This window comes from Flavobacterium sp. N2038, from assembly GCF_025947185.1.
Classification (GTDB): Bacteria; Bacteroidota; Bacteroidia; order Flavobacteriales; family Flavobacteriaceae; genus Flavobacterium.
The window spans coordinates 505,422-527,481 of the sequence record NZ_CP110001.1 but is presented as its reverse complement, the minus strand read 5'-3'; the positions used below and the strand labels follow the sequence as shown (position 1 = coordinate 527,481).

Annotated in this window: 22 protein-coding genes; 8 read left to right on the top strand and 14 right to left on the bottom strand. The window is 33.3% G+C overall.

Annotated features, from left to right (window positions below; genetic code table 11):
- Positions 1-2: 2 nt before the first annotated feature.
- The 9 genes from OLM51_RS02275 to OLM51_RS02235 form a co-directional block, all read right to left on the bottom strand.
- Entirely contained in the window at positions 3-434 is a 432-nt protein-coding gene (locus OLM51_RS02275; protein WP_264552799.1) for a hypothetical protein, read from the bottom strand.
- Positions 434-1,567 carry a beta-ketoacyl-ACP synthase III gene (locus OLM51_RS02270; RefSeq protein WP_264552798.1) on the bottom strand — a complete coding sequence of 378 codons (1,134 nt, stop codon included), beginning with the start codon at positions 1,565-1,567 and terminating at the stop codon, positions 434-436. Before OLM51_RS02270 ends, OLM51_RS02275 begins: the two co-directional genes overlap by 1 nt.
- Positions 1,568-1,584: 17 nt before the next feature.
- Complete coding sequence (locus OLM51_RS02265) at positions 1,585-2,487, bottom strand: dialkylrecorsinol condensing enzyme DarA (protein WP_264552797.1); 903 nt, start codon at positions 2,485-2,487, stop codon at positions 1,585-1,587.
- Positions 2,488-2,701: 214 nt separating this feature from the next.
- Positions 2,702-3,580, bottom strand: coding sequence for a lipid A biosynthesis acyltransferase (locus tag OLM51_RS02260; protein ID WP_264552796.1), 879 nt, complete (start codon positions 3,578-3,580; stop codon positions 2,702-2,704).
- On the bottom strand, positions 3,580-3,834 hold the full coding sequence (locus tag OLM51_RS02255; RefSeq protein ID WP_264552795.1) for an acyl carrier protein: 255 nt from the start codon (positions 3,832-3,834) through the stop codon (positions 3,580-3,582). Before OLM51_RS02255 ends, OLM51_RS02260 begins: the two co-directional genes overlap by 1 nt.
- Positions 3,827-5,062: a beta-ketoacyl-[acyl-carrier-protein] synthase family protein gene (locus OLM51_RS02250; protein ID WP_264554263.1), complete on the bottom strand. Its 1,236-nt coding sequence runs from the start codon at positions 5,060-5,062 to the stop codon at positions 3,827-3,829. The genes OLM51_RS02255 and OLM51_RS02250 overlap by 8 nt, the downstream gene beginning before the upstream one ends.
- A gap of 20 nt (positions 5,063-5,082) precedes the next feature.
- Positions 5,083-5,814 carry a 3-oxoacyl-ACP reductase FabG gene (gene fabG / locus OLM51_RS02245; protein WP_264552794.1) on the bottom strand — a complete coding sequence of 244 codons (732 nt, stop codon included), beginning with the start codon at positions 5,812-5,814 and terminating at the stop codon, positions 5,083-5,085.
- A gap of 26 nt (positions 5,815-5,840) precedes the next feature.
- Positions 5,841-7,079, bottom strand: a complete 1,239-nt coding sequence (locus OLM51_RS02240; RefSeq protein ID WP_264552793.1) for a WG repeat-containing protein — start codon at positions 7,077-7,079, stop codon at positions 5,841-5,843.
- Between the two features lie 38 nt (positions 7,080-7,117).
- Positions 7,118-8,638 carry an HAL/PAL/TAL family ammonia-lyase gene (locus OLM51_RS02235; protein ID WP_264552792.1) on the bottom strand — a complete coding sequence of 507 codons (1,521 nt, stop codon included), beginning with the start codon at positions 8,636-8,638 and terminating at the stop codon, positions 7,118-7,120.
- Positions 8,639-8,739: 101 nt separating this feature from the next.
- Between OLM51_RS02235 and OLM51_RS02230 the strand changes: the two genes are divergently transcribed.
- Positions 8,740-9,990 carry an NAD(P)/FAD-dependent oxidoreductase gene (locus tag OLM51_RS02230; protein ID WP_264552791.1) on the top strand — a complete coding sequence of 417 codons (1,251 nt, stop codon included), beginning with the start codon at positions 8,740-8,742 and terminating at the stop codon, positions 9,988-9,990.
- 110 nt (positions 9,991-10,100) lie between these two features.
- Here OLM51_RS02230 and OLM51_RS02225 read toward each other — a convergent pair whose 3' ends face one another.
- From OLM51_RS02225 to OLM51_RS02210, 4 genes are all read right to left on the bottom strand, one after another.
- On the bottom strand, positions 10,101-11,786 hold the full coding sequence (locus OLM51_RS02225) for a sodium/sugar symporter (RefSeq protein ID WP_264552790.1): 1,686 nt from the start codon (positions 11,784-11,786) through the stop codon (positions 10,101-10,103).
- Between the two features lie 141 nt (positions 11,787-11,927).
- Entirely contained in the window at positions 11,928-12,977 is a 1,050-nt protein-coding gene (locus OLM51_RS02220) for a UDP-glucose--hexose-1-phosphate uridylyltransferase (RefSeq protein ID WP_264552789.1), read from the bottom strand.
- Positions 12,978-12,994: 17 nt separating this feature from the next.
- Positions 12,995-14,155: a galactokinase gene (galK, locus tag OLM51_RS02215; protein WP_264552788.1), complete on the bottom strand. Its 1,161-nt coding sequence runs from the start codon at positions 14,153-14,155 to the stop codon at positions 12,995-12,997.
- Positions 14,156-14,202: 47 nt separating this feature from the next.
- The gene (locus tag OLM51_RS02210; protein WP_264552787.1) at positions 14,203-15,255 is read right to left on the bottom strand and encodes an aldose epimerase family protein; all 1,053 of its coding nucleotides are present in this window, start codon (positions 15,253-15,255) and stop codon (positions 14,203-14,205) included.
- A 100-nt stretch (positions 15,256-15,355) separates the two neighbouring features.
- Between OLM51_RS02210 and OLM51_RS02205 the strand changes: the two genes are divergently transcribed.
- Positions 15,356-16,354 (top strand): GntR family transcriptional regulator, encoded by a 999-nt coding sequence (locus OLM51_RS02205; protein ID WP_264552786.1) that lies wholly within the window; start codon positions 15,356-15,358, stop codon positions 16,352-16,354.
- Positions 16,355-16,531: 177 nt separating this feature from the next.
- Here the strand turns inward: OLM51_RS02205 and OLM51_RS02200 are convergent, their stop codons facing one another.
- Positions 16,532-17,221, bottom strand: coding sequence for an NUDIX hydrolase (locus OLM51_RS02200; protein ID WP_264552785.1), 690 nt, complete (start codon positions 17,219-17,221; stop codon positions 16,532-16,534).
- A 355-nt stretch (positions 17,222-17,576) separates the two neighbouring features.
- On the opposite strand from OLM51_RS02200, the gene OLM51_RS02195 reads away from it, so the two are divergent.
- From OLM51_RS02195 to OLM51_RS02170, 6 genes are all read left to right on the top strand, one after another.
- Positions 17,577-18,038, top strand: coding sequence for an OsmC family protein (locus OLM51_RS02195; RefSeq protein ID WP_264552784.1), 462 nt, complete (start codon positions 17,577-17,579; stop codon positions 18,036-18,038).
- Positions 18,039-18,120: 82 nt separating this feature from the next.
- Positions 18,121-19,215 carry a hypothetical protein gene (locus OLM51_RS02190; protein WP_264552783.1) on the top strand — a complete coding sequence of 365 codons (1,095 nt, stop codon included), beginning with the start codon at positions 18,121-18,123 and terminating at the stop codon, positions 19,213-19,215.
- Positions 19,202-19,621 carry an STAS-like domain-containing protein gene (locus tag OLM51_RS02185; protein WP_264552782.1) on the top strand — a complete coding sequence of 140 codons (420 nt, stop codon included), beginning with the start codon at positions 19,202-19,204 and terminating at the stop codon, positions 19,619-19,621. The genes OLM51_RS02190 and OLM51_RS02185 overlap by 14 nt, the downstream gene beginning before the upstream one ends.
- Positions 19,606-20,121: a hypothetical protein gene (locus OLM51_RS02180; protein ID WP_264552781.1), complete on the top strand. Its 516-nt coding sequence runs from the start codon at positions 19,606-19,608 to the stop codon at positions 20,119-20,121. The genes OLM51_RS02185 and OLM51_RS02180 overlap by 16 nt, the downstream gene beginning before the upstream one ends.
- Before the next feature lie 356 nt (positions 20,122-20,477).
- Positions 20,478-21,824 (top strand): site-specific integrase, encoded by a 1,347-nt coding sequence (locus tag OLM51_RS02175; protein WP_264552780.1) that lies wholly within the window; start codon positions 20,478-20,480, stop codon positions 21,822-21,824.
- A gap of 6 nt (positions 21,825-21,830) precedes the next feature.
- A complete protein-coding gene (locus tag OLM51_RS02170) occupies positions 21,831-22,049 on the top strand; it encodes a hypothetical protein (protein ID WP_264552779.1) in 219 nt (72 codons plus the stop codon).
- The last annotated feature ends 11 nt before the right edge of the window (positions 22,050-22,060 follow it).

Sequence of the window (22,060 nt, the reverse complement as noted above, 5' to 3'; positions counted from 1 at the left end):
TTTTATTTTGCTAAAACGGTTTTCATTTGCCCGCTCGCAATTTCTTCATGACCTAAAAAAGTCACAATATCAACCAAAGTAATTCCCGCAAATTCCTGCAATATTGTAATTTTTGACTGAATGGAATCGTTGATTTTTGGCAATTTTTTTATTTCAATTTCTTTAATAGAACCAATATATCCGGTTGGGGCAGTTTCGTTTTTTAGAAAAAACTGATAACCCGTGTGTAAGGCTACAGACTGCGCCATGTGTTCTATTAAACCGGCTTCTAAAAAAATGTTTTCTTTTAAAAAAATATTGTCATTTTGAATTTTCAAACCTGCAACCAATGATGTTTCAGAATACGAAAACATTTGGTCGACCATCACAAAAGGGAATTTTTGAGGCAGTAAATTCTCGACAGCTTCTTTTTCTAAAAGGATTGAAGTTTCCATTAGCAAACCGTTAAATAAGCATATGCAAATGAAAATCTTCCACTTTCAGGTACAGACAATAAAATTTTGTCTCCTTTTTTTAATTTCCCTGAATTCATTAGTTCTTCAACGGCAATATAAATTGATGCTGAACCAACATTACCCACTCTTAAAAGATTCATAAACCATTTTTCGTCTGCAATAATAATCCCTTTTTCATCTAATCCTTTTTTAAGTCCTTCAACAAAAAAGTGAGATGAAACGTGTGGTAGAAAGTAGTCGACCTCCTGAGCTGTAATATTGTGTTTTGCCATAGCATCACTCATACTTTCAACTCCTTTTGGCAGAATAAATTCATCTAGTAGTTTGACATCTTGCTTTACCGCAAACACAGATTCATTTAACCATTGATCTGGTCCATAATTACTCCATGGTTTTATGTCTCCGTTTTCTAGTTTATCTCCTCCGGCATACATGCAGGTTTCTAATTCGTAGGCATATGAATAGGCTTCCATCCATTCAATTTTTAAAGAAATTTCTCCGTTAGGTTTATTTTCTAATAAAAATGCTCCGGCACCATCAGATAGCATCCATCTTAAAAAATCTTTTTTGAAAGCAATAATAGGCTGTTCTTCAAGGTTTTTTAAATTGATGATTTCATGATTGTATTTCTGTGCAGAAAGCCAGGTCGAAACTTTTTCAGATCCCGTGCAGATTGCATTATTCGAGTTTCCGGATTTTATAGAAAGATAGCCATATTTTAATGCGTTCATTCCTGAACAGCAAATTCCCATAGAGGAATTTAATTCGACAGATTTATTTTTCAGTAATCCGTGAACCATTGCAGCATGTGACGGTGCTAAAATATCGGGTGATGATGTACCACAAGAAAGAACTTCTAAGTCCTGATCTGTAAATTTTTCATCAAACAACTGTGAAACAGCATTTCGGGTCAACTCAGCATTGGTATGCGTGCTTTTTCCGGTTTTGTCTACAGCGTAATATCGACTGGTAATTTTATTATTGCGCAAAATAATACGCCTTGCTTTTGAAGCGGTGTCATTGATTAGCCCTAAATAATTTTCCATTTCATCATTTGAAACGGCTTCATTTGGCAAATACTTTGCGGCTTTGGTAATATATACGTCAAACATAATCTAAATATGGTCTTCTAAACTCCCTGATAATATTGAGTTTGTCTTTTTATGGTTTTGAACTTAAATGGATAGGTAATAACATGCAATATATATACTATTGGTGAGATTAACCATATAGCAAGGAATAAATAAACATAAAATAATTTAAGAAGCACTTTTCTGTTCTTATTGTTTTTATAAATGAAATTAGACCATTTATTAAAAATTTTGTTAGCTGTTTTGTCCACTGTCACTAAATACGGGCTAATTTTTACGGCTCCGATTTCGGCCAGTTTTGGCTGTAAAGTGTCTAATTTGTCCTGATTAAATTCTGAAAGTATGATTTCTCCAAATTTATCTGATTCCTGAATGTCTTTGTCTGAAACTCCTGGCAAAGGAAAAAAGCCTAAATACCTCTTTTTTACCCCGGAAAACATCCAGTTTACAATAGTAATTACGCTAATTAAATTTCCAACGCGATCAACCAATGCTACATTTCCTACTAGTTTTGCGTTGACATCCCTCAATAAAACTTTTACTTTTTCCTGAGCCATAATCCACATGTTTCTTGAGCCGTTTATGGTAATTACAGGTGTATTGTTAAGAATAGACTTTGCTTCAGGACTTTTTAGAAATGAATTCATAGGAATCGAAGGCGATAAATACCAAACCTGATAATGTAAAAGAACCAGATCAAATTTTGTATTTAAAATTTCTTGAGAAACAGGTTTTAAAGCTGTGGGAATTTGCAGAAAAGATTCCGGGAAAGCATCAAAAAAAGTTGTTTTATTCCACGGAAAGGGAAAGGGTTTTTCTAATTGTATTTCGTGAAAAGTTACTTTTATATCCTCTGAATTTAAGAATGGTTTTGCAATATTTCGCGCAATTGATTCTAGTTGTCCGGATTGAGAATAATAAATAACGAGAACATTTTTCATTTGGGTTTATCTGCTTTGGTTGCAAGCAAAAATAAGTAAATTTATTTAAAAGAATTTTCTTGTTTAATGGAATGTTTTTGGGCCACAGATTTTGCGGATTTAAACAGGTTCTCACAGATTTTCTTTTTAGATATTGAAATGAGTTTTGAGCGAACAAGGTTTAAAAGATTTAATTCAGTGTAAACCCGTTTAATCTGCAAAATCTGTGCGCCATTTATTTAAGCTGATTCCAAAAATCGAAATAATTGAACCACTGCAAAGGATATTTCTGTAAAATGCTTTCTACGCTTTTTACGTATTCGTTTAATAAACCTTTTTCGTCGCGGTGTTTTACTGTGGCTTCACGTGCATATAAATGGTAATGCAGGTTGGGTTCTTTCATTACGTAAACAAAAACAACAGGCACTTTTAATCTTGAGGCAATTAAAAAAGGTCCGGCAGGAAAGTTGGCATCTTTACCCAGAATTGTTGCAGAAAGAGATTTGGTACCTTCAAAATAACGGTCGCCTGTAAAACAAATCAGTTCATTATTGGCCAAAGCCGCATTAATCTCAAAAATATGAGAAAGGTCGTCTCTAATAATGATGAATTTTACAGTAGGTTTTTGAGTAACGCTCTCTAAATAATTTTTAATAGCAGAATGTTCTAAGTCTGTTGTAACTAAATTGATTTGAAAATCAAGATCGATATCGCCAAAAAAGTGTTCGGCAATTTCAAAATTTCCAATGTGCGCGCTAATTAATACGCCGCCTTTTTTCTCTTCCAGAAGTTTTTTCAGAATCTCGATTCCGTCAAATTCATAACTGAATTTATTTCGCAGACCAGCCGAAATTGAAATTTTGTCAATAATAGTCTGTCCAAAAGTATAGTAACTTTTGAAAACCATTTTTTTGGATTGGAAATTAGAGTAATTAAGTCTTTCTTTAAAATAATAAAAAATTGCCTGATTGCTTTTTTTAAGAAACAGGAAATAATAGGAAGCAACAAAATAAAGTAGGACATAAGCAGACCTGACACCCGCTTTTTGTATTAAAAAAACGAATATTTTATAGCCTAAAACTGTTCCTTTTGATTTGCCATCCCATTGACTCATTAAGCAGTTTTAGCTTTTATCTTGTTTTCAATCAGGTCATAGAAGTTCTGAAAAGTCGCAATTCCAACGAAATCTGCTTCAACCAGTTTTACACCAAAGTTAGATTCAATCGAAACCACTAAATCTACATAATCTAAACTATCTAACCCAAGTGTATCTTTTAAATTAGCATCTGGTTCAATTTCATCATTGTCTACTTCAAACTCATCAACCAAAAAACCATTAATTCTCGTTATAATCTCTTCTTTATTCATTGTTTAATTTAAACTTTTTAACCACCAACGCAGAGTTGGTTCCTCCGAAACCGAAAGAATTGGACAAAAATATGTCAAATTTTTTGTTTAACGTAGTTTTAACTAAATTTAATTTAGATGCGTCTTCATCTGGATTTTCTAAATTGATGTTTGGCGCAATAAAATCGTTTTGCATCATTAGGATAGAATAGATCACTTCACTGGCTCCTGCCATCCAGCATTCATGACCCGTCATTGATTTTGTGGAACTTACATGAGGATTTTTTTCACCAAAGACTTCAAAGATCGCTTTTGCTTCATTACCGTCTCCAACGGGAGTTGAGGTTGCATGAGCATTAATATATTCAATATCTGCGGGTTTTAATTTGGCATCGTCAAGCGCTCGTTGCATGGCTATAGACGGACCTTCAACATTTGGTGTCGAAATATGTCCACCGTTTGATGAGAAGCCATAGCCTACAACTTCGGCAATAATATTGGCACCGCGGGCAATAGCAGACTCATAACTTTCAAGAATTAAGGTTGCACCACCACCACTCGGAATTAATCCGTCACGATCTGCATCAAAAGGTCTTGAGGCTTTTTCAGGATCGCTTTCTCTGTTTGAAAAAACGCCCAAACCGTCAAAACTGCTCATAGCATATTTGTTAATTTCCTGTGCACCTCCGGTAATAATAATATCCTGAAAACCACTTTTGATTAAAAAATAAGCCAATCCTATAGAATGCGACCCGCTTGCGCAGGCTGCACTAACAGTTAAATTTATACCACGAAGTTTAAAAATTGTCGAAAGATTCATGGTAACAGTAGAATTCATCGATTTAAAAATCGCTCCGGAACCAATTAAGGCAGTATCTTTTTTCTCGCGTACAATATCTGTAGCATCAATAATAGCTTTAGAAACGCTGTCGTTTCCGTACATGATTCCAACTTCGCGATTCTCAAAAAAAGCATCGTCGATATTGGCATTTTTCAATGCTTCAATAGTAGCCATGTATGCGTATTCGGTTTCTTCACCAATACTCATACGTTGTCTTCGGTTTAGTAAGTCTTTTAAATTTGCTTTCGGAACCATACCGGTTAAAGCTGATTGAAAACCAAATTCTTTTCTTTCTGGATCAAACTTAATACCGGATTTTCCTTCGTATAAAGATTCCTTTACTTCATCTAAAGAAGTTCCGATACAAGAATAAATTCCCATTCCGGTAATTACAACTCTCTTATTCATCATCTTTCAAAAGTAATTTTTTAAGAATATATTCCGCCATTTATGTTAATAATTTCGCCGGTAATATAACTCGATTTTTTAGAAATCAAAAAGCTTACCAAATCTGCTACTTCTTCAGCTTCACCAAAACGATTTACAGGAATTAGTTTTAGTAATTCTTTTTCGTCAAGCTGGCTTGTCATATCTGTTCTGATAAAACCTGGTGCTACAGCATTTACTGTAATATTGCGTTTGGCAACTTCTTGCGCCAAAGCTTTTGTAGCAGCAACGATTGCTCCTTTTGCAGCCGAATAGTTGGTTTGCCCGGCAGTTCCTTTTACTCCCGAAACCGAAACCATATTTACAATTCGGCCATATTTATTACGCAGCATTTTCTGAATGAAAAACTGCGTTACATTAAAGAATCCGTTCAGACTTGTGTTCACAACACCGTTCCAGTCTTCAGGAGTCATCCACATAAATAAACCGTCTTTTGTAATTCCGGCATTGTTTACAATAGCTTCAACAATAGCTTCAGGGTTGGCGTCCTGCCATTTTGTTAAAACTGTTTGTACCTGTTCAAAATTAGAAACATCAAAACCCAGAATTTCTCCGCTTGCACCTAATTTTTGAATTTCCTGAAGTGTTTCTTCGGCAGCGGTTTTGTTTGAATGGTAATTGATCAGAATATGATAATTAGATTCAACAGCTAATTTTTTGCAAATAGCACTTCCAATTCCTCTCGAACCGCCTGTTACTAATACACATTTCATATTTATTCGTTATTCGTGCTATATTATTACTTTTTTTTGCCAGCTGGCTTTTTTACCGTTTTTGGTCCTGCTTTTGCTGTTTTCGTTTCGGTCTTCGTTTCCTGTTTTGGTTTTTCGGCAGGAGCTTCAGTTATTACTTTTTTCTCTGCTGTTTTAGAGAAAAGTTCGGCATTATCAAACCATTGGTTGGCTAAAACAGTTCCGTCTGGTTTAAGAAATCCCCATTTTCCTTCGTTTTTCACTCTCGCAACACCATTTATAAAACCTTTATCCTGATCGATAAACATAGCCACAATTCCATTTGCTGTGATTCCGTATTGTGTCGGAATTACCAGTTTTCCGCTTTCATTGATAAATCCCCAGTTGCTTTCTTTAACCGGAGCTAAACCATTTGAGCCGAAAACTTCGGCATCGTTATACGTTGGTTCAATGATAAAATCTCCTTTTAAATTGATGTATCCCCATTTTTTTCCAACTAAAACCGGTGCCAGATTTTTTGAGAATGCTTTTCCTTTATCATATATAGGTAAGATAGCCCAGTTTCCTTTAAGGTCAATAAAGCCTATTTTTCCATTTTTTTTAGCAAATGTCAAGTCTTGTGTTTCAAAATCCCAGATTTTTTCGGCACCATCAACCGGAATAAAATTCCCTGCATTTACCAGACCAAAAGTTTTGTCTTTTTTTGCCCAGGCTACATTTTTAAAATAATTACCTACTTCGTCATAAGCAACTTCTACTACTTCTTTTCCTTCGGTATTAATGATTCCCCATTTTTTGTTGTTTTCAACTCTGGCAAAACCATTTTCAAAAGATTTAATCTGATCGTATTTTGGCTGTAGGACAATTTCCATTTTTGGATTGATTAGCCCAACTTTGTTTGCTTGTCTAATAAAGGCTACACCATAATTAAAGTCAAATAATTTCTCTGAATCGGGTGCTTTTTGAATCTCTCCTTTTGTATTGATATAAACCCAGTTCTTATCTTTTTGTACGATAGCAATTCCGCTGTTAAAATCCTTAGCATTGTCAAAAGTAGCAGGAATTGCCCAGTTTCCTTTTGTGTCAATAAAACCCCATTTTCCGCCGTTTTCTGCGGCAGCTAAGCCTTCGTAGAAACTTTTGGCAGATTTAAACTGAGGCTCTATGGCGTACGATCCGTCTTTAGACAGATAGCCAATTTTTGAGTTCTTTTTAACTAATGCCAGCTCTTGACTATTAACAGATTGAATGAATACTAGCAATAAAAAAATAAGTGGTTTTTTCATGATTTTTAAGATTCAATATTAATATGTGAAATAAATAATTAACTGTTTGTAAGGTAATCTTTTACTTTTTGAACAAAAGGATACATTACCTGATCTTCTTTAAACTCCGGAATAATATTTCTTACATCGTCGTACCATTTTTTTGTAACTGATGAAATTTTATCTTTTTGACCTAAATAATCAATGGCCTGAACAATGGTAATCATTTCGATAGCCAGAACCTCAAAAGCATTTTCGATTACTTTTGATGTAATTACCGCGGCATTTGTTCCCATACTTACAATGTCCTGATTGTCGTTGTTGTTTGGAATTGAATGCACATACATTGGATTTGAAAGCATTTGACTTTCTGCTGTTGTTGAGGTTGCTGTAAATTGAACCCCCTGCATACCAAAGTTAAAGCCTAAAGTTCCCAGATTTACAAATGGAGGAAGGATTTCATTAATTTTTGAATTTAGCAAATAGTTCAATTGGCGTTCTGCCAACATCGTTAATTTTGTAATAACAATTTTCAGTTTATCCATTTCAAGCGAAATATAATCGCCGTGGAAGTTTCCTCCGTGATAAACGTGTTTGTTTTTTACATCTATAATAGGATTGTCGTTTGCCGAGTTAAATTCGTCTTCCAGAATAGAAGCGACATTATTTATAGTTTCTAAAACCGGCCCAAGAATTTGAGGCACACATCTTAAAGAGTAATATTCCTGAACTTTTTCTTTAAAAATTTCTTCGGTATTTTCTCCAGAATATAAATGGTCTTCTCTTTTACGAATTAAAGTACTGTCTGAAAGATTTTTTCTCATTCTTAAAGCTACTTCCTGTTGTCCTTTATGACGTTTGGTTTGGTTTAATTCTTCAGAAAAATGATCGTCATAAGCCTGAACCAATTCGTTTATTGCACAAGAAGACTTCAAAGACCAGTCTAATAATTTTTTAGCATGATGAATATTTACAACGCCAATTCCTGTCATTACAGAAGTTCCGTTAATCAAAGCCAGACCTTCTCTAATTTCTACCTGAATTGGTTTTAGGCCTTCAATTTCAAAAACCTCAGGAGTTGGTCTTCTTTCTCCTTTATAAAAAACTTCACCTTCGCCAATTAAAACTAAAGCTAAGTGTGATAATTGTACCAAATCTCCACTCGCTCCAACGCCACCGTGTTCGAAAATCAATGGGGTAATATCTCTGTTGATCAACTCGGCCATTAAATGAATTACAGAAGGATGAACACCTGAATTCCCCAAAGAAAGCGTATTTAATCGGGCTAAGATTGCTGCTTTTGCACAAACAGGACTCAACGGCTTTCCTGTTCCGGATGAGTGGCTCCTGATTAAATTATATTGAAGCTGAATTTGGTCTGACTCCTTAATTCTATATTGAGCCATTGGTCCAAAGCCAGTATTTACACCATATATTACTTTGTTTCCTGAAAATTCTTTTAGAAAGTTAAAGCTTTCATTTACCCTGTTTAGAACTACATCACTTATTGTAACTTTGTTATTTCCAAATATAATAGATTCGAATTCTGCTAAACTTAAATATTCATTAATTGTATTCATTAAATCGTTTTTGGTTGTGCTAATTTAATTTTATTAATCAAAATAAATGTAGTTATTTTGATGATGGCAAATGTAAGTTAATAATTCATAACATTTTTATTATGACAAAGGAGTTTGTTGATGTTTTAGTGATTGGTGCAGGACCTTCAGGATGTGTTTCGGCATCGTATCTACATAAAAATAAGGTAAAGGTAAAGGTTGTAGAAAAAGCAAAATTCCCAAGACTTGTGGTTGGCGAAAGCCTTATTCCGAGGGTTATGGATCATTTTGCTGAAGCTGAACTTTATGATGCGCTCAATGCAATGAACTTTGAAAAAAAGCTTGGCGCTCGTTTTATAAGAGGAGAAGAAATATGTGTTTTTGATTTTAGTCAGAAATTTGGAGAAGGCTGGGACTGGACCTGGCAGGTACCCAGAGCTGATTTTGACAATACAATGGCACAGGAAGTAATTCGAAAAGGAATTGATCTGGAATTTGAAACAGAAGTTTTGGAAGTTTCTTTTGAAGGAAAAAATTCGAAAACAATTGTGAAAGATGCAGACGGAAATTTAAAAGAGATTCACGCCAAATTCATAGTAGATTCCAGCGGATACGGACGTGTTTTGCCTAGACTTTTAGATTTGGATACACCATCAAAATTAGATCCGCATTCTTCGATATTTACGCATGTAAAAGATATAAACAGAGAGGAAGGCGAGGAGGGAACTCAGATTTCTTTTGATATTCTGGAAACCGAAGTATGGCTGTGGGTAATTCCGTTCTCGAATGGAAATACGAGTTTAGGAGTTGTTGGCCCAACAGATTTTATCAATTCTCTTTCTGAAAATAAAGACAATGCTGAAGCGTTGCGAAATGCCATCCAAAAGTCTGATTATTATATTAAGAGATTTGCCGGAACGGAGTTTTTATTCGAGCCTGTAAAACTCGAAAATTATTCAAGAGCGGTAAAAAGAATGTACGGAGATGGCTTTGCTTTAACCGGAAACAGTTCTGAATTTCTAGATCCGGTATTCTCATCCGGAGTTGCTTTTGCCACAGAATCCGGAATGCTGGCAGCAAAATTATATCTGAAAGAATCGCAAGGAATTCCTGTTGATTGGGAAGTTGAGTTTACGCAATATATGAAACGTGGTATTGCCGTTTTTACTACGTATGTACAGGAATGGTACACAGGAAATCTGCAAACGCTGTTTTTTCACCAACCTGAAAATCCTGAAGTAAAAGAAAAAATATGTTCGGTTTTGGCGGGTTATGTCTGGAATGAGGAAAACCCTTTTGTAAAGAAACACGATCACGTAATAGCAAATATGGCATATTTACTGAATATGCAGAAAGAACAAAGCCCTGAATAATCAGGGCTTTTTTTATGGCTAAAATATACCATATAACTTTATTAAAAAAAAGGCTGTCTAAAACTAGACAGCCTTTTAATCTTCAAAAAATAATATAGTAAAAAATTATACTACCAGAATTTAACATACAACGCCACAATAATCAATAATGTAATTACGATTAAAACTGTAGTTTGTGGTTTTACTTTAAACATTTCAGAGTCAATTTCAAATGCTTTAGGATTTACTTTTGGTCCTGCAAAACTGATTCCGATCATTGCCAGCATGGTAAAGAAGAAAGACAATCCCATACAAATGTGGAACGGAATTTCGAAACCACCTTTGCCATTAGAATAAGCGGTATATAATAATGTTTCATTTCCGAATAACATTGGTGCATACTCATTAAATAAAACAGATAAAACAAATCCTAAAATTACTCCTACGATTGCCGCAGTTCCAGTAGTTCTTTTCCAGAACATACCAAGGAAGAACATTGCGAAAACTCCGGGGCTAATGAAACCTGTATATTTTTGAATGTAGGTGAATCCACCAACACCACCAATTCCAAGAAGGTCATTCCATGTAAACAATACAGCCAAAAGCATTGCAGCAAATACAGCAATTCTACCAATGTTTACCTGTTGTTTTTCGCCGGCATCTTTTTGGATGTATTTTTTATGTACATCTAAAGTATAGATCGTTGAGATACTATTTACTTTACCTGCCAATGAAGCAACAATTGCAGCAGTTAATGCAGCGACAGAAAGTCCTTTTAAACCAGTAGGTAAGAACGTTAATACAGCAGAATAAGCGCCGTCTTTTCCTCCAACTAATTGTGGTAAATGTCCGTTTTGGTATAAAACGTAAGCAGCTATACCCGGTAACATTACGATTAAAGGCATTAATAATTTTAACATACCAGCAAACAAAATACCTGTACGTGCAGTTTGTAAATCGGCACCTAAAGCTCTTTGTGTAATGTATTGGTTACATCCCCAGTAGTTTAAGTTGATGATCCAGATACCGGCTACGTAAGACATCAAACCAGGGAAAGTTAAATATTTATTGATCTCAAGCTGAGATGAAGTCGCTGTTGGTCTTGGGATAATCATTTTGAAATGTTCCGGAGCTTTTTCCATTAAAACCTGAAATCCGGCGATTGCATTTTCACCCACATGAAAATATCTTCCAACTGTAGTAAGTGCAATATAAGAAGTAACCAAACCACCAATAATTAAAACGGCAACCTGAATAACGTCTGTATATGCAACAACTTTCATTCCTCCTAAAGAGATTACCAAAGCAAATACTGCCAATCCAATCATAATAACATGCAGATATTCTCCACCTGCTAAACCATTAATAGCAACAGCTCCTAAATAAAGGATAGAAGTTAAGTTTACAAAAACGTACAAAAACAACCAGAAAACTGCCATAATCAAAGCAGTAGATTCGTTATAACGTGTTTTTAAGAATTGAGGCATCGTGTAAATCTTGTTTTTAAGATAAACAGGGATAAACCAAACGGCTACAATAATCAAAGCAACAGCTGCCAGCCATTCGTAAGCAGCAACAGCAATTCCTAAAAAGAAACCTTCACCACTCATTCCGATAAATTGTTCTGCAGAGATGTTTGAGGCAATTAACGAAGCTCCAATAGCCCACCATGTTAAATTTCCTTCGGCCAGGAAATAAGCTTTAGCATCGTGTTCGTCTTGTTTACGTTTGCGGTAAACACTGTAACCGTAGGCAGAAACTACGATAAAATAAATAATAAAAACCGCATAATCTGCGAAAGCGAGGTTCTGGTTCATTGTTAGTAGTATTTTTTAAAATTAGTATAGGTGATTGTTTGTTTAATATTGATTTTGAAAAATTTCAAAATCCGGTTTCTGCTATTTTATCTGGTTAAAACAAAATAGGTGTTTTTTATTCTGTTATTTTTTAAATTGGTTTTATAAGCTTTTATAATGAACGTCTGATTGTTGTCTTAAAATCTCAGCACTTTTTTCAGGAGTAATATCACGTTGTGATTCGCCCAGCATTTCGTAACCAACCATAAATTTTTTAACCGTTGCCGATCTTAATAATGGCGGATAAAAATGCATATGAAAATGCCATTCTGGATGTTCTAAACTATCTGTTGGCGCCTGATGAATTCCAGATGAGTACGGGAAAGAAGTACTGAATAAATTGTCGTATTTTGTTGTAAGCTGTTTTAGAATTTTAGCAAAAGCAGTAGCTTCTTCAGCAGTTAAATCGGTGATTTTGCCAAAAGATCTTTTGCTTATGATCATGGTTTCATAAGGCCAGATTGCCCAAAACGGAACCAAAGCAACAAAATGATCATTTTCGATTACAATACGATCGCCAGATTTTAATTCGGCATCCAGGTAATCTTTAAGAAGGGTTCTGTTGTTTTTATCAAAATATGCTTTTAAACTGTTCTGTGTTTTTTCAACCTGAGTTGGCAAAGATGATTGTGCCCAGATTTGCCCGTGTGGGTGCGGATTACTGCACCCCATCACGCTTCCTTTATTTTCGAAAATCTGAACGTGATTGATGTATTTAATATTTCCTAAATCAGTATATTCTTTTTGCCAGGTTCTGATGATGTTTTCAATCCCGTCAATTTCCATTTCAGGCAAGGTAAGATCGTGTCTTGGTGAAAAACAAACCACTCTTGAAATTCCCTGTTCAGGGATGGCTTTAAAAAAAGTATGCTTAATATCTTCTTCAAAAATAATTTCGTCCTGTTTCATGGCTGCAAAATCATTTTCAAAAACAAAACTGTTTTCGTATTTCGGATTGCTCACTCCGTTAGCACGAACATTTCCCGGACATAAGTAACAGGTTGAGTCGTACTTTGGCAAAGCCTCTGTAGCTATGGTTTCATTTTGTCCCTGCCAAGGGCGTTTTGCACGATGAGGTGAAACTAGTACCCATTCGTTTAATAAAGGATTAAATCGTCTGTGAGGATCTTCGTTAATGTCGAAATTTTTCATTTTTGCTAGTTGTGATATTAAAGTAGTTTTGTTCCGTTTGAGATTTTTACATCATAGAATTTTAATTCAATTCCAAATGTATTTAAATAAAGATTTGAAAACTTACTTTTTACCTCATTTTCGTGACCTTTTTTAATTAAATTTATAGTGCAGCCGCCAAATCCGCCCCCCATCAAACGGGAGCCAATTATGGCATCATCAGCTTTTGCAGTATCTACTAGCATATCCAGCTCTTCACAGCTCACGGCATACTCCTGCGATAAGCCATAATGCGTTTCAAAAAGTAATTGTCCTAAAAGTTCTATATTTCCTTTGTCCAGAGCCTCGCATGCCTTAATAACACGGTTAATTTCTTTTACAACATAGTGTACTCTCTTAAAAACGGTTGGATCTATTTTATCCTGAATACTTAAAAGTTGTTCTTCTTTGCAATCTCTAAACGTTTTTACTTCAGGAAAATGAGTTTTTATAATAGACAAACCTTGTTCGCATTCAATTCGTCTTGTATTATATTCTGAAGTAAAAAGCGAATGTTTTACATTACTATCCATCAGGATTAAAGAATAATCTCTGAAATCGGCATTATGATATTCAAAATCCAATGTGTTACAATCCAACTGAATTACTTTATTTTCAAGACCATGTACACTGGAGAACTGATCCATAATTCCGCAGTTAATACCAACCCAGTGTTCTGCTTTTTGGCCTAATAATGCGATGTCTTTCTTTTCTATTTTTAAATCAAAAAGTGCCACGATTCCGAAAATCATTCCGCACTCTAAAGCTGCCGAAGAAGATAATCCGGATCCGACCGGAATGTTACTGCTAAAAACACAATTAAAACCTTCAAATGAAAAGCCATTATCTTGTAGTTGTTTAATAACACCACGAATGTAGTTGGTCCATACAGCATCATTTAATGCTGCTTTTTCAGTCAAATCAATTTCGAATTCTTCATTTAAATCGATGGCAATTATTTTGGCTTTTTTAGTATTGTTTTTTTCAAAAGCAAAACAAATTATTTTGTCGATTGCAGCCGGTAAAACATAACCGTCATTATAGTCGATATGCTCTCCGATAATATTGATTCTTCCGGGAGAAAGAACAATTTTTTGTGGAGCAGATCCAAAAGTATTCTCAAAAAAAGAGGTGGTATTTTGTATTAGAATTTCATTCATTATTTTGTGATTGTAATAGTATTTTTTTAGTTCTTTCAATTGAAGAACTAATCTAGAGTTTCAAATTTGTAAACCGTTTTTTGCTGATATTCCTGGCCTTTTTTCAAGACAGTATTAGGAAAATGTTTGTGATTTGGCGCGTCAGGGAAATTTTGAGTTTCAAAACAGATACCACTTGTGGCATGATAAACAGCATCTTCTTTTCCTTTCAAAATATCAAAGCAATTTCCGCCTACATATATATGTACACTTGGCTGATCGGTATAAACACTCATTTTTAGTTTTGTTTTTGAACTGTATAAGGTTGCAACAACTTCATTTGAAGGTTCAATTACAAATGAATTATCGATAGAAGCGGGACAGTTTTTTGCGGTTCTGAAATCGAAAGCATGATCAGAAAGCGGGGTAAATTTTCCGGTTGGAATATTCTCGGAATCAGTTTCGAGTATTTTATCTGAAACAATAGACATTTCCTGATCCAGAACAGTTGAATCATGTCCGTTTAAATTAAAATAACTGTGATGAGTTAAGTTTACAATAGTGTCTTCGGTTGTTGTTGCTTTGTATTCAAGCTGCAATTCGTTTGCTTCTGTTAAAGTATATTTTAATTCCACTTGCAAAGCGCCGGGATAATTTTGATCCAGATTCTCACTTAGTAAACTAAATGTTACAGAAGGATTTTCGCCAGCAGTTAAATTGGTTACATTCCATGCTTTTTTTCCAAAACCAGTATCTCCTCCGTGCAAAGCATTACCATTATTGTTTCCGGCCAATTGAAAAGTTTTATCATTTAAACTAAAAAGGCCTTTATTGATTCTTCCGGCATAACGGCCAACAGTGGTTCCAAAATAGGGGGCACTTGGTAAATTATAGGAGTCCAGATAAGATTCTAAAGTATCAAAGCCCAAAACGACATCTATCAATTTTCCGTCAACAGGTATTTTTAGTGAAGTTACAGTTGCTCCATAATTGATTAACTGAACTTTCATTCCGCTTTTATTTGATAATTCAAAAGAGAGAATTTCTTCGTTATCAGAGGTTAAACCAAAAGATTTATAAGCAGATTTGTCTTCAAATTGAGAGATATGTTTTATTTCCATACTATTTTTGCCAAAAGTGAAATTCAAAAATAGAAACATTTTTTATTTTTACATACCAGTGCCTACCAGTTTTTGTATATTGCACAAAAAAACACATTTCATGAACATTATCTCTATTCAAAATAATCTTGGTTTACCAAAGTATAAACAGATTATTCTTTCAATTGAAAAAGCTATTGATGAAGAAAAATTGATAAAAGGCGACAGGCTTCCATCTGTAAATAAAGTGTGTCTGGCTTTTTCATTATCCCGGGATACAGTTTTACTGGCTTATGATGAATTAAAGAAAAGAGGAATCATTTATGCCATCCCCGGTAAAGGCTATTATGTTAAAAGTGTTGAAACTACAATTAAGCAGAAGATTTTTTTACTGTTTGATGAGTTAAATATCTTTAAAGAAGATATCTATAATTCGTTTTTAAAAAATATTGGAAAAAATGTTCAGGTCGATATATTTTTTCATCATTTCAATGTTCAGGTTTTTAAAAAGCTCATAAACGACAGTAATGGGAATTATACCAAGTATATCATTATGCCAACTAATTTAATTGATATAACGGATTGTATAAAAACCCTACCAGTAAATGAAGTTATTATTCTGGATCAAACTAATCCGGAATTAAAAATGTATCCCGCAATTTATCAAAACCACCAAAAAGATATATTTGAAGGTTTGCAGAATGGCAAAGCGAGATTGAACAAGTATGAAAAATTAATTTTAATTTTTCCGGGTTTTAGAGAGCCGCTCGGTATGAAAATAGGATTTGAGGAGTTTTGTGCAAAGTATAATTTTGAATATGAAATTATCAGCGAATTTGGTGACAGACAAATTACCAGTGGCGATTTATATATTATTCCAACAGATCGTGAACTGGTTCATGTAATTGAAAATGCCAGAAATCATAATCTAAAATTAGGCAGTGATTTTGGAATTATTTCATACAATGAAACCCCATTAAAAAAGATTGTTGCAAATGGTATTACGACTATTTCAACTCATTTTGAAACCATGGGGAAAATTTTGGCAGAAATGGTACTAAAAGGGAAAAAGGAGCAAATCGAAAATAAATCGGCTTTGATTATGCGAAATTCATTGTAGTTTTTTTGTCCATAGATTTTGCAGGTTAAATGGATTAGTGCGGATTTTTATTGTTTGAAAAGCCTTTTTTTTTACGCAGATTTATTTTAGTTTGAAAGCTGCTAAATCTGCGTGAAAAATTTTAATTAGTTTTTCAGTGAAAAATAAAATCTGTGTCAATCCACAGGTTAAACTTCTTTATAAATTCAATACAAAATCATTCAACAATTTCTCTTCGTATTTTTCTTTATTGAATGTATACAAATAAGATCCTTTTCTAGAGGACTGTTTGTCTTTTTCCTCCAGTTTATTCAGGATTTCTAAAGAATTAATTTTACTGATAAAATTTCTTTTGTCCAGTTCCTTGCTTAAAATAGCTTCGTATAATTCTAATAATTGACGCATCGTAAATTTTTCAGGAAGCAATTCAAAGCCAATAGGTTTTATGGATGTTTTGTAGCGTAATCTTTTAATGGCATGATTCACCATTTCGTTATGGTCAAAAATTAAATTTGGTGCATCGGTAACACTAAACCATTGAGCATGATAATTTTTTATTAATTCGGCATTATGGTTTTCAATGTTAATCAATGCATAATAAGAAACCGAAATGGTTCTTTCGACAGGATCACGATCTATTTCACTGTAAGCATATAATTGCTCCATGTAAATATCGTTTAAACCAGTATAGGTATTCAAAATTCTGGTTGCGGCATTATCTAATACTTCATCACTTTTTAGGAAACCGCCAATCAGGGACCATTTTCCTTTTTCGGGTTCGAAATCTCTTTTGATCAAAAGTATTTTTAATCCTTCTTTGTCAAATCCAAAAATAATGCAATCTACTGCTAATAAAATTTTGTCAGCAGAGCTATAATTGTTTAGCATATGTTTGTTTTTATTGGTAAATATTAATCTTCCTAACTTTGTATTACAATTTCATTAATGTGTATTATACACTTAATTTGTTATAGGACAAATTAGTACCTAAAAAGACAATTTTAATTTGGTTATAAACCTTAAAACCCCTCTTCGCAATCGTTTTCGTTGGCTAAATTAAGTCGTTTTTTAGAATAAAAGAAAAAGAGTATCAATAATTATTTAGGGACTAGTCTTTAGCATAACTAAAGAGTTTTTTTTTAATCTCAAAGTCACAAAGGCGCAAAGTTTTTATTTTGTTGGTCATTCTGTGCCTTTACAAGATTAATTTATTTGCAGTTTATAAAAATCATAACTTAGCGAGATGAAACATTTATTTAAAGCACAGCTAAACTGGACTTCGGAAGAAAATCCATCTGAAGAATTAAAAAAGTTCTACAGTAAAACGCATCAAATTAAAATCGAAGGAAAACCAAATTTAGATGTTTCTGCAGCAAAAGCTTTCAAAGGTGATCCGTCATTATATAATCCGGAGGATTTATTGCTGAGTAGTTTGGTTTCTTGTCATATGATGTCATACTTATATGTTTGCTCTCAAAGCGGAATAGAAGTTCTCGAATATTCCGACAATGCCGAAGCAACACTCGAAGTTTCTGCAGATGGAAGCGGGCGTTTCGTTGAGGTTAGATTATATCCGAAAGTAAAAATTTCAAATCCTGATCAGGTTGAATTGGCTCTGGAGTTACATTTTAAGGCCAATCAATTGTGCTTTATTGCCAATTCCTGCAATTTTCCTGTTTTGCATGAGGCGAGTTGTGAGGTTTAGTGATTTATACTTAAAATTATATATTAGAATAAGAAATGAAAAAGCAATTATTATATATTTGTCTGATATGAGTTAAGTTACTATGAAAAAATGTTATACAAAAAAAGATTATAGACGATATCATAAACGTAAGTTAAAACAAAAAGAAAGAGCTAAAAGGAAAAGAAAAAAGGGTAATTTTAAGCAAAAGACATCATTAAAGAGAATGGTTCCATCATTCTCTAAAGGTTTTATAAAAAAGAAAAAATATAATTTTGCTACGTATGCTCCAAAAGATTTTAGATTAATTGACAATACAGAATCTTGTTTGGCTTTTTTTAGAGAAATACGTGGAAAAGATAGTATTATCTATTCAGCCAGAAATGTTAAACAAGTAAAAATATCTTTAAAAGATGTAGAAAGTATTGATTATGCTGCTATAAGTGCATTAACCGCTATAACAGATGACTTGAATAGTAGAGGAATTGACGTACAAGGTGATTTCCCTGACAATGAAAAATGTCGAAATTATATTATTGAGTCGGGTTTTTTAACAAATATGGTAGATTTAAATAATAAAAAATTTCCCGATTATGGTAAATCGAAATTGATATTTTTTGAAAAGGGTTCTGGAAAATTATCGAAAACAGAGAGTAAAAAAATTTCTGAATTAATTAAAGATGTTGTAGAGCACCTTACAGGAACTAGAAAAAACATTAAACCAATTAAAACAGTATTGTTGGAAATTTGTGCAAATAGTATTGAACATGCCAATACTATCGACAAGCAATGGCTTTTAGGGGTTAAGTTTACAGATGACAAAGTTTATTTTACTGTTACAGATGTTGGAAAAGGTATATTGGATACTCTTTATATTTCTAATAAAGCTTTAATAACAAACCTTTTAAGGTTTAATTCAAAACTTGACGTCTTAAAAGGGGCATTTTTACAAAAATATGGTTCAAGCACTCAAGAAGAAAATAGAAATAAAGGGTTGCCTTCGGTGAGAGTAAATTTTGAACAGGGTATTTTAAAAAATTTAATAGTATTAACAAATAATGTAATTTTGCATTTTGGTGATTTAAGTAAATCCGCAACATTTCGTGTCGGCTCTTCAAGATTTAAAGGAACTTTATATCAATGGGAAATGAACAAGGAATGTGTAATAAATTCAATTAATTGTGATGAACAAAATTAGAGTATTTGACTTTGATGAATATCCAGGATTGAGACACTGTACAATCAGTGAGTTTTCAGGTGAAGAATTTTATCATAAAATTCTCAATGACGCATTTAAAAATGCATACGACAAAAAAGAAAAATTGACAATTGACTTAGACGATGTTGATGCTTATGCGTCTTCATTTTTAGATGAGGCTTTCGGGAATTTAGTGTATGATTTCACATTAAAAAAGGTTAAAGAATACGTAGTTATAATTTCAAATGATGAGCCTCATTGGATTAAGATGATAGAAAATGAAACTTATAATCAATGGGAAGAGAGGAGAAAAGCTAACGATAAAGTAATCGTTACAGAAGTTCATAAACCTTGGTATAGGTTAATTAATGATGCATTAAAGTTTGAGGTATGGGAGATGCCTTAAAAGTTGTTTTTGTTTTTAACTGGAATCTTGATTTTTCGAATATAATTGATGTTTTAGCCATTATTGTGAATTCAGCATTAGCTTATTGGATTGTAAAAACTATTCAGAATAAGCTAACAAACAAAAGAGTTTTAAAGGATCATTTTATATCTGAAATAAAAGATTTAAGACTTGATTATGATGAATGTGTCAAATCAGCATACGCAGGAACATTAGAACCTAAAAATATTACAAGATGGTTTAAAATAGAAAATATAAAAAAGAATCATCTATTGAGATATTTAAGAGATATTTATGGGGTTGAAATTCGAGATTTAAATAAGTTTCATGTTGAGTTACGAGAACTTTTTACCAATTCCCCAGAATATACTGCAAATTATAGAGGAAATGTACCATTGTTGTTTAGTATTTCGACTAAAAGAGAAATCGATAAATTAAATATTAAATATTATCATGTTTTTAATAAAATCATTATTGAAATAAATGACTCGAAAAAGTAATATATCTAAACAATATGATGTGGGTTATTCAATAAACATGTAAGAGTAGTGCTGAAGCTATCTGGAAAAAAGGCATAAAAAAAACCTCTTCATTGCTGAAGAGGTTTTACGTACCCGGAGCCGGAATAGAAACCATTCAATTTGTTGTTTTTACCAACTCTTGAAAAAACTACGAAATCAACTTATAACCTCAACAAATACAATAGCTAAATCATTTATTGAGTTCAAATACCTATAGAATGAAACTGAATAAAATTTAATTCGATAGTAAAAATGTCGGGCAAATGTCGGGCAATTTTTGGAAATATCTTACAGAACACCTAGATTTGTATTGTTCAATCGTTCAATACTAAAATATGGCATCAATTAAATTCAGATTGCGAAGTAGCGCAAACAAAAACGTATCGATTAAGGTCCGTGTTATTTTAGGAAGAGGTAAACAAGATTTAGAATTAAATACAGGTTTTTCAATTAACCCGAAAGACTGGAATACTCCCGAAAAGGAAAAGCCTAAAAAAGGAGACAACTTCCCTAAACAAAACAACTCCGAAAACAAAATTATATTTAATAATCTCAAGAAATTGGAGTCGTTCCTTTTTAAGAGTATTAACATTGATATGGGCGAAAGTATCGTAATAGATACGTTTTGGTTGGAGTCAAAAATTAACGAATGTTTTAAACGTATAGAAAAAACAGATGAGGGAGTACTTGTAAATTACATTCAAAATATAATAGATACGGCAGATACCCGGAAAGTAAAAGTAAAAGGTGGTTACAAACATGGACTTTCACTTAGTCGTAAAAATAGCTACATATCAACAAAAAACATACTAAAGGAATATGAGGTCAATATTAAAAAGCAAGTGCATTTTATAGATATTAATCAAGCTTTAATAGATAAGTTTGAACATTGGCTGCTTAAAACTAAAAAATATGCCGTAAATACAGCTTCAAAACATATTGCAAACATTAAAACTGTTTGCATCGAAGCAGAAAACAAAGGACTCCAAGTTAATTCGTATGCAAAACAAATAACGATTGCATCAGAAAGCGATGACGATCGATATATTCAAACTCTATCTTTTGATGAGTTGGACGAAATTAAGAAGGCGGACATAAAAAGCGAAGCACACCAAAACGCTCGTAAATGGTTATTAATTGGCTGTGAAATTGGACAACGGGGCGGGGATTTGTTGAGCATTACAAAGGACAATATTAGATACAAAGGTGGAAATATGTATTTAGATCTAATACAGCAGAAAACGAAAAAGGCTGTTACTGTAGGAATAATTGCTCCCCATGTTATCGACATACTCGAAAACAGTTTTCCTTATAAAATCACAACACAAAAACTAAATGACCATATTAAAAAGGTTTGTGAAACCGCCAAAATAAATACATTGACAGAGGGCAAAATATTTGATTCCGAAACCGGTCGCAAAAAATTCGATTTATACGAGAAACATAAATTAATCACAACACATAGTTTTAGGCGTTCGTTTTGTACTAACTATTACAAAAAAATACCCACTCCCGTTTTAATGGGTATTTCCGGCCATAGCAAAGAATCTATTTTTAGAGTCTACATTAATGCTCCAGAAGATAAAGACGAAAATGCAGACTTATTTATGAAGTTTTACAATGATATGCACAAAAACAAAAAAATAGAAATGAAAGTAATAAAAAATGGAACTGAGAACTAAAAGCAGATGAATAAAAAAGAAAAAATAAAGTTCCTAAAAAGCCAGCTTGAAGAGTTAGAAATTCAGGAAGAGCTTTTTAAACAAGGATTAAGTTCAATTACTAGCCGTAAGAGTTACTTAAAACAGGAGTTGGATAGTTTGGGAGCTTCCAACTCCACCCGAAAGGGCAAATTTGAATTATCTCCAGAACTGAAATTAAAAGTATTAGCTAGTTTGACTAAATAGATTGACTAATA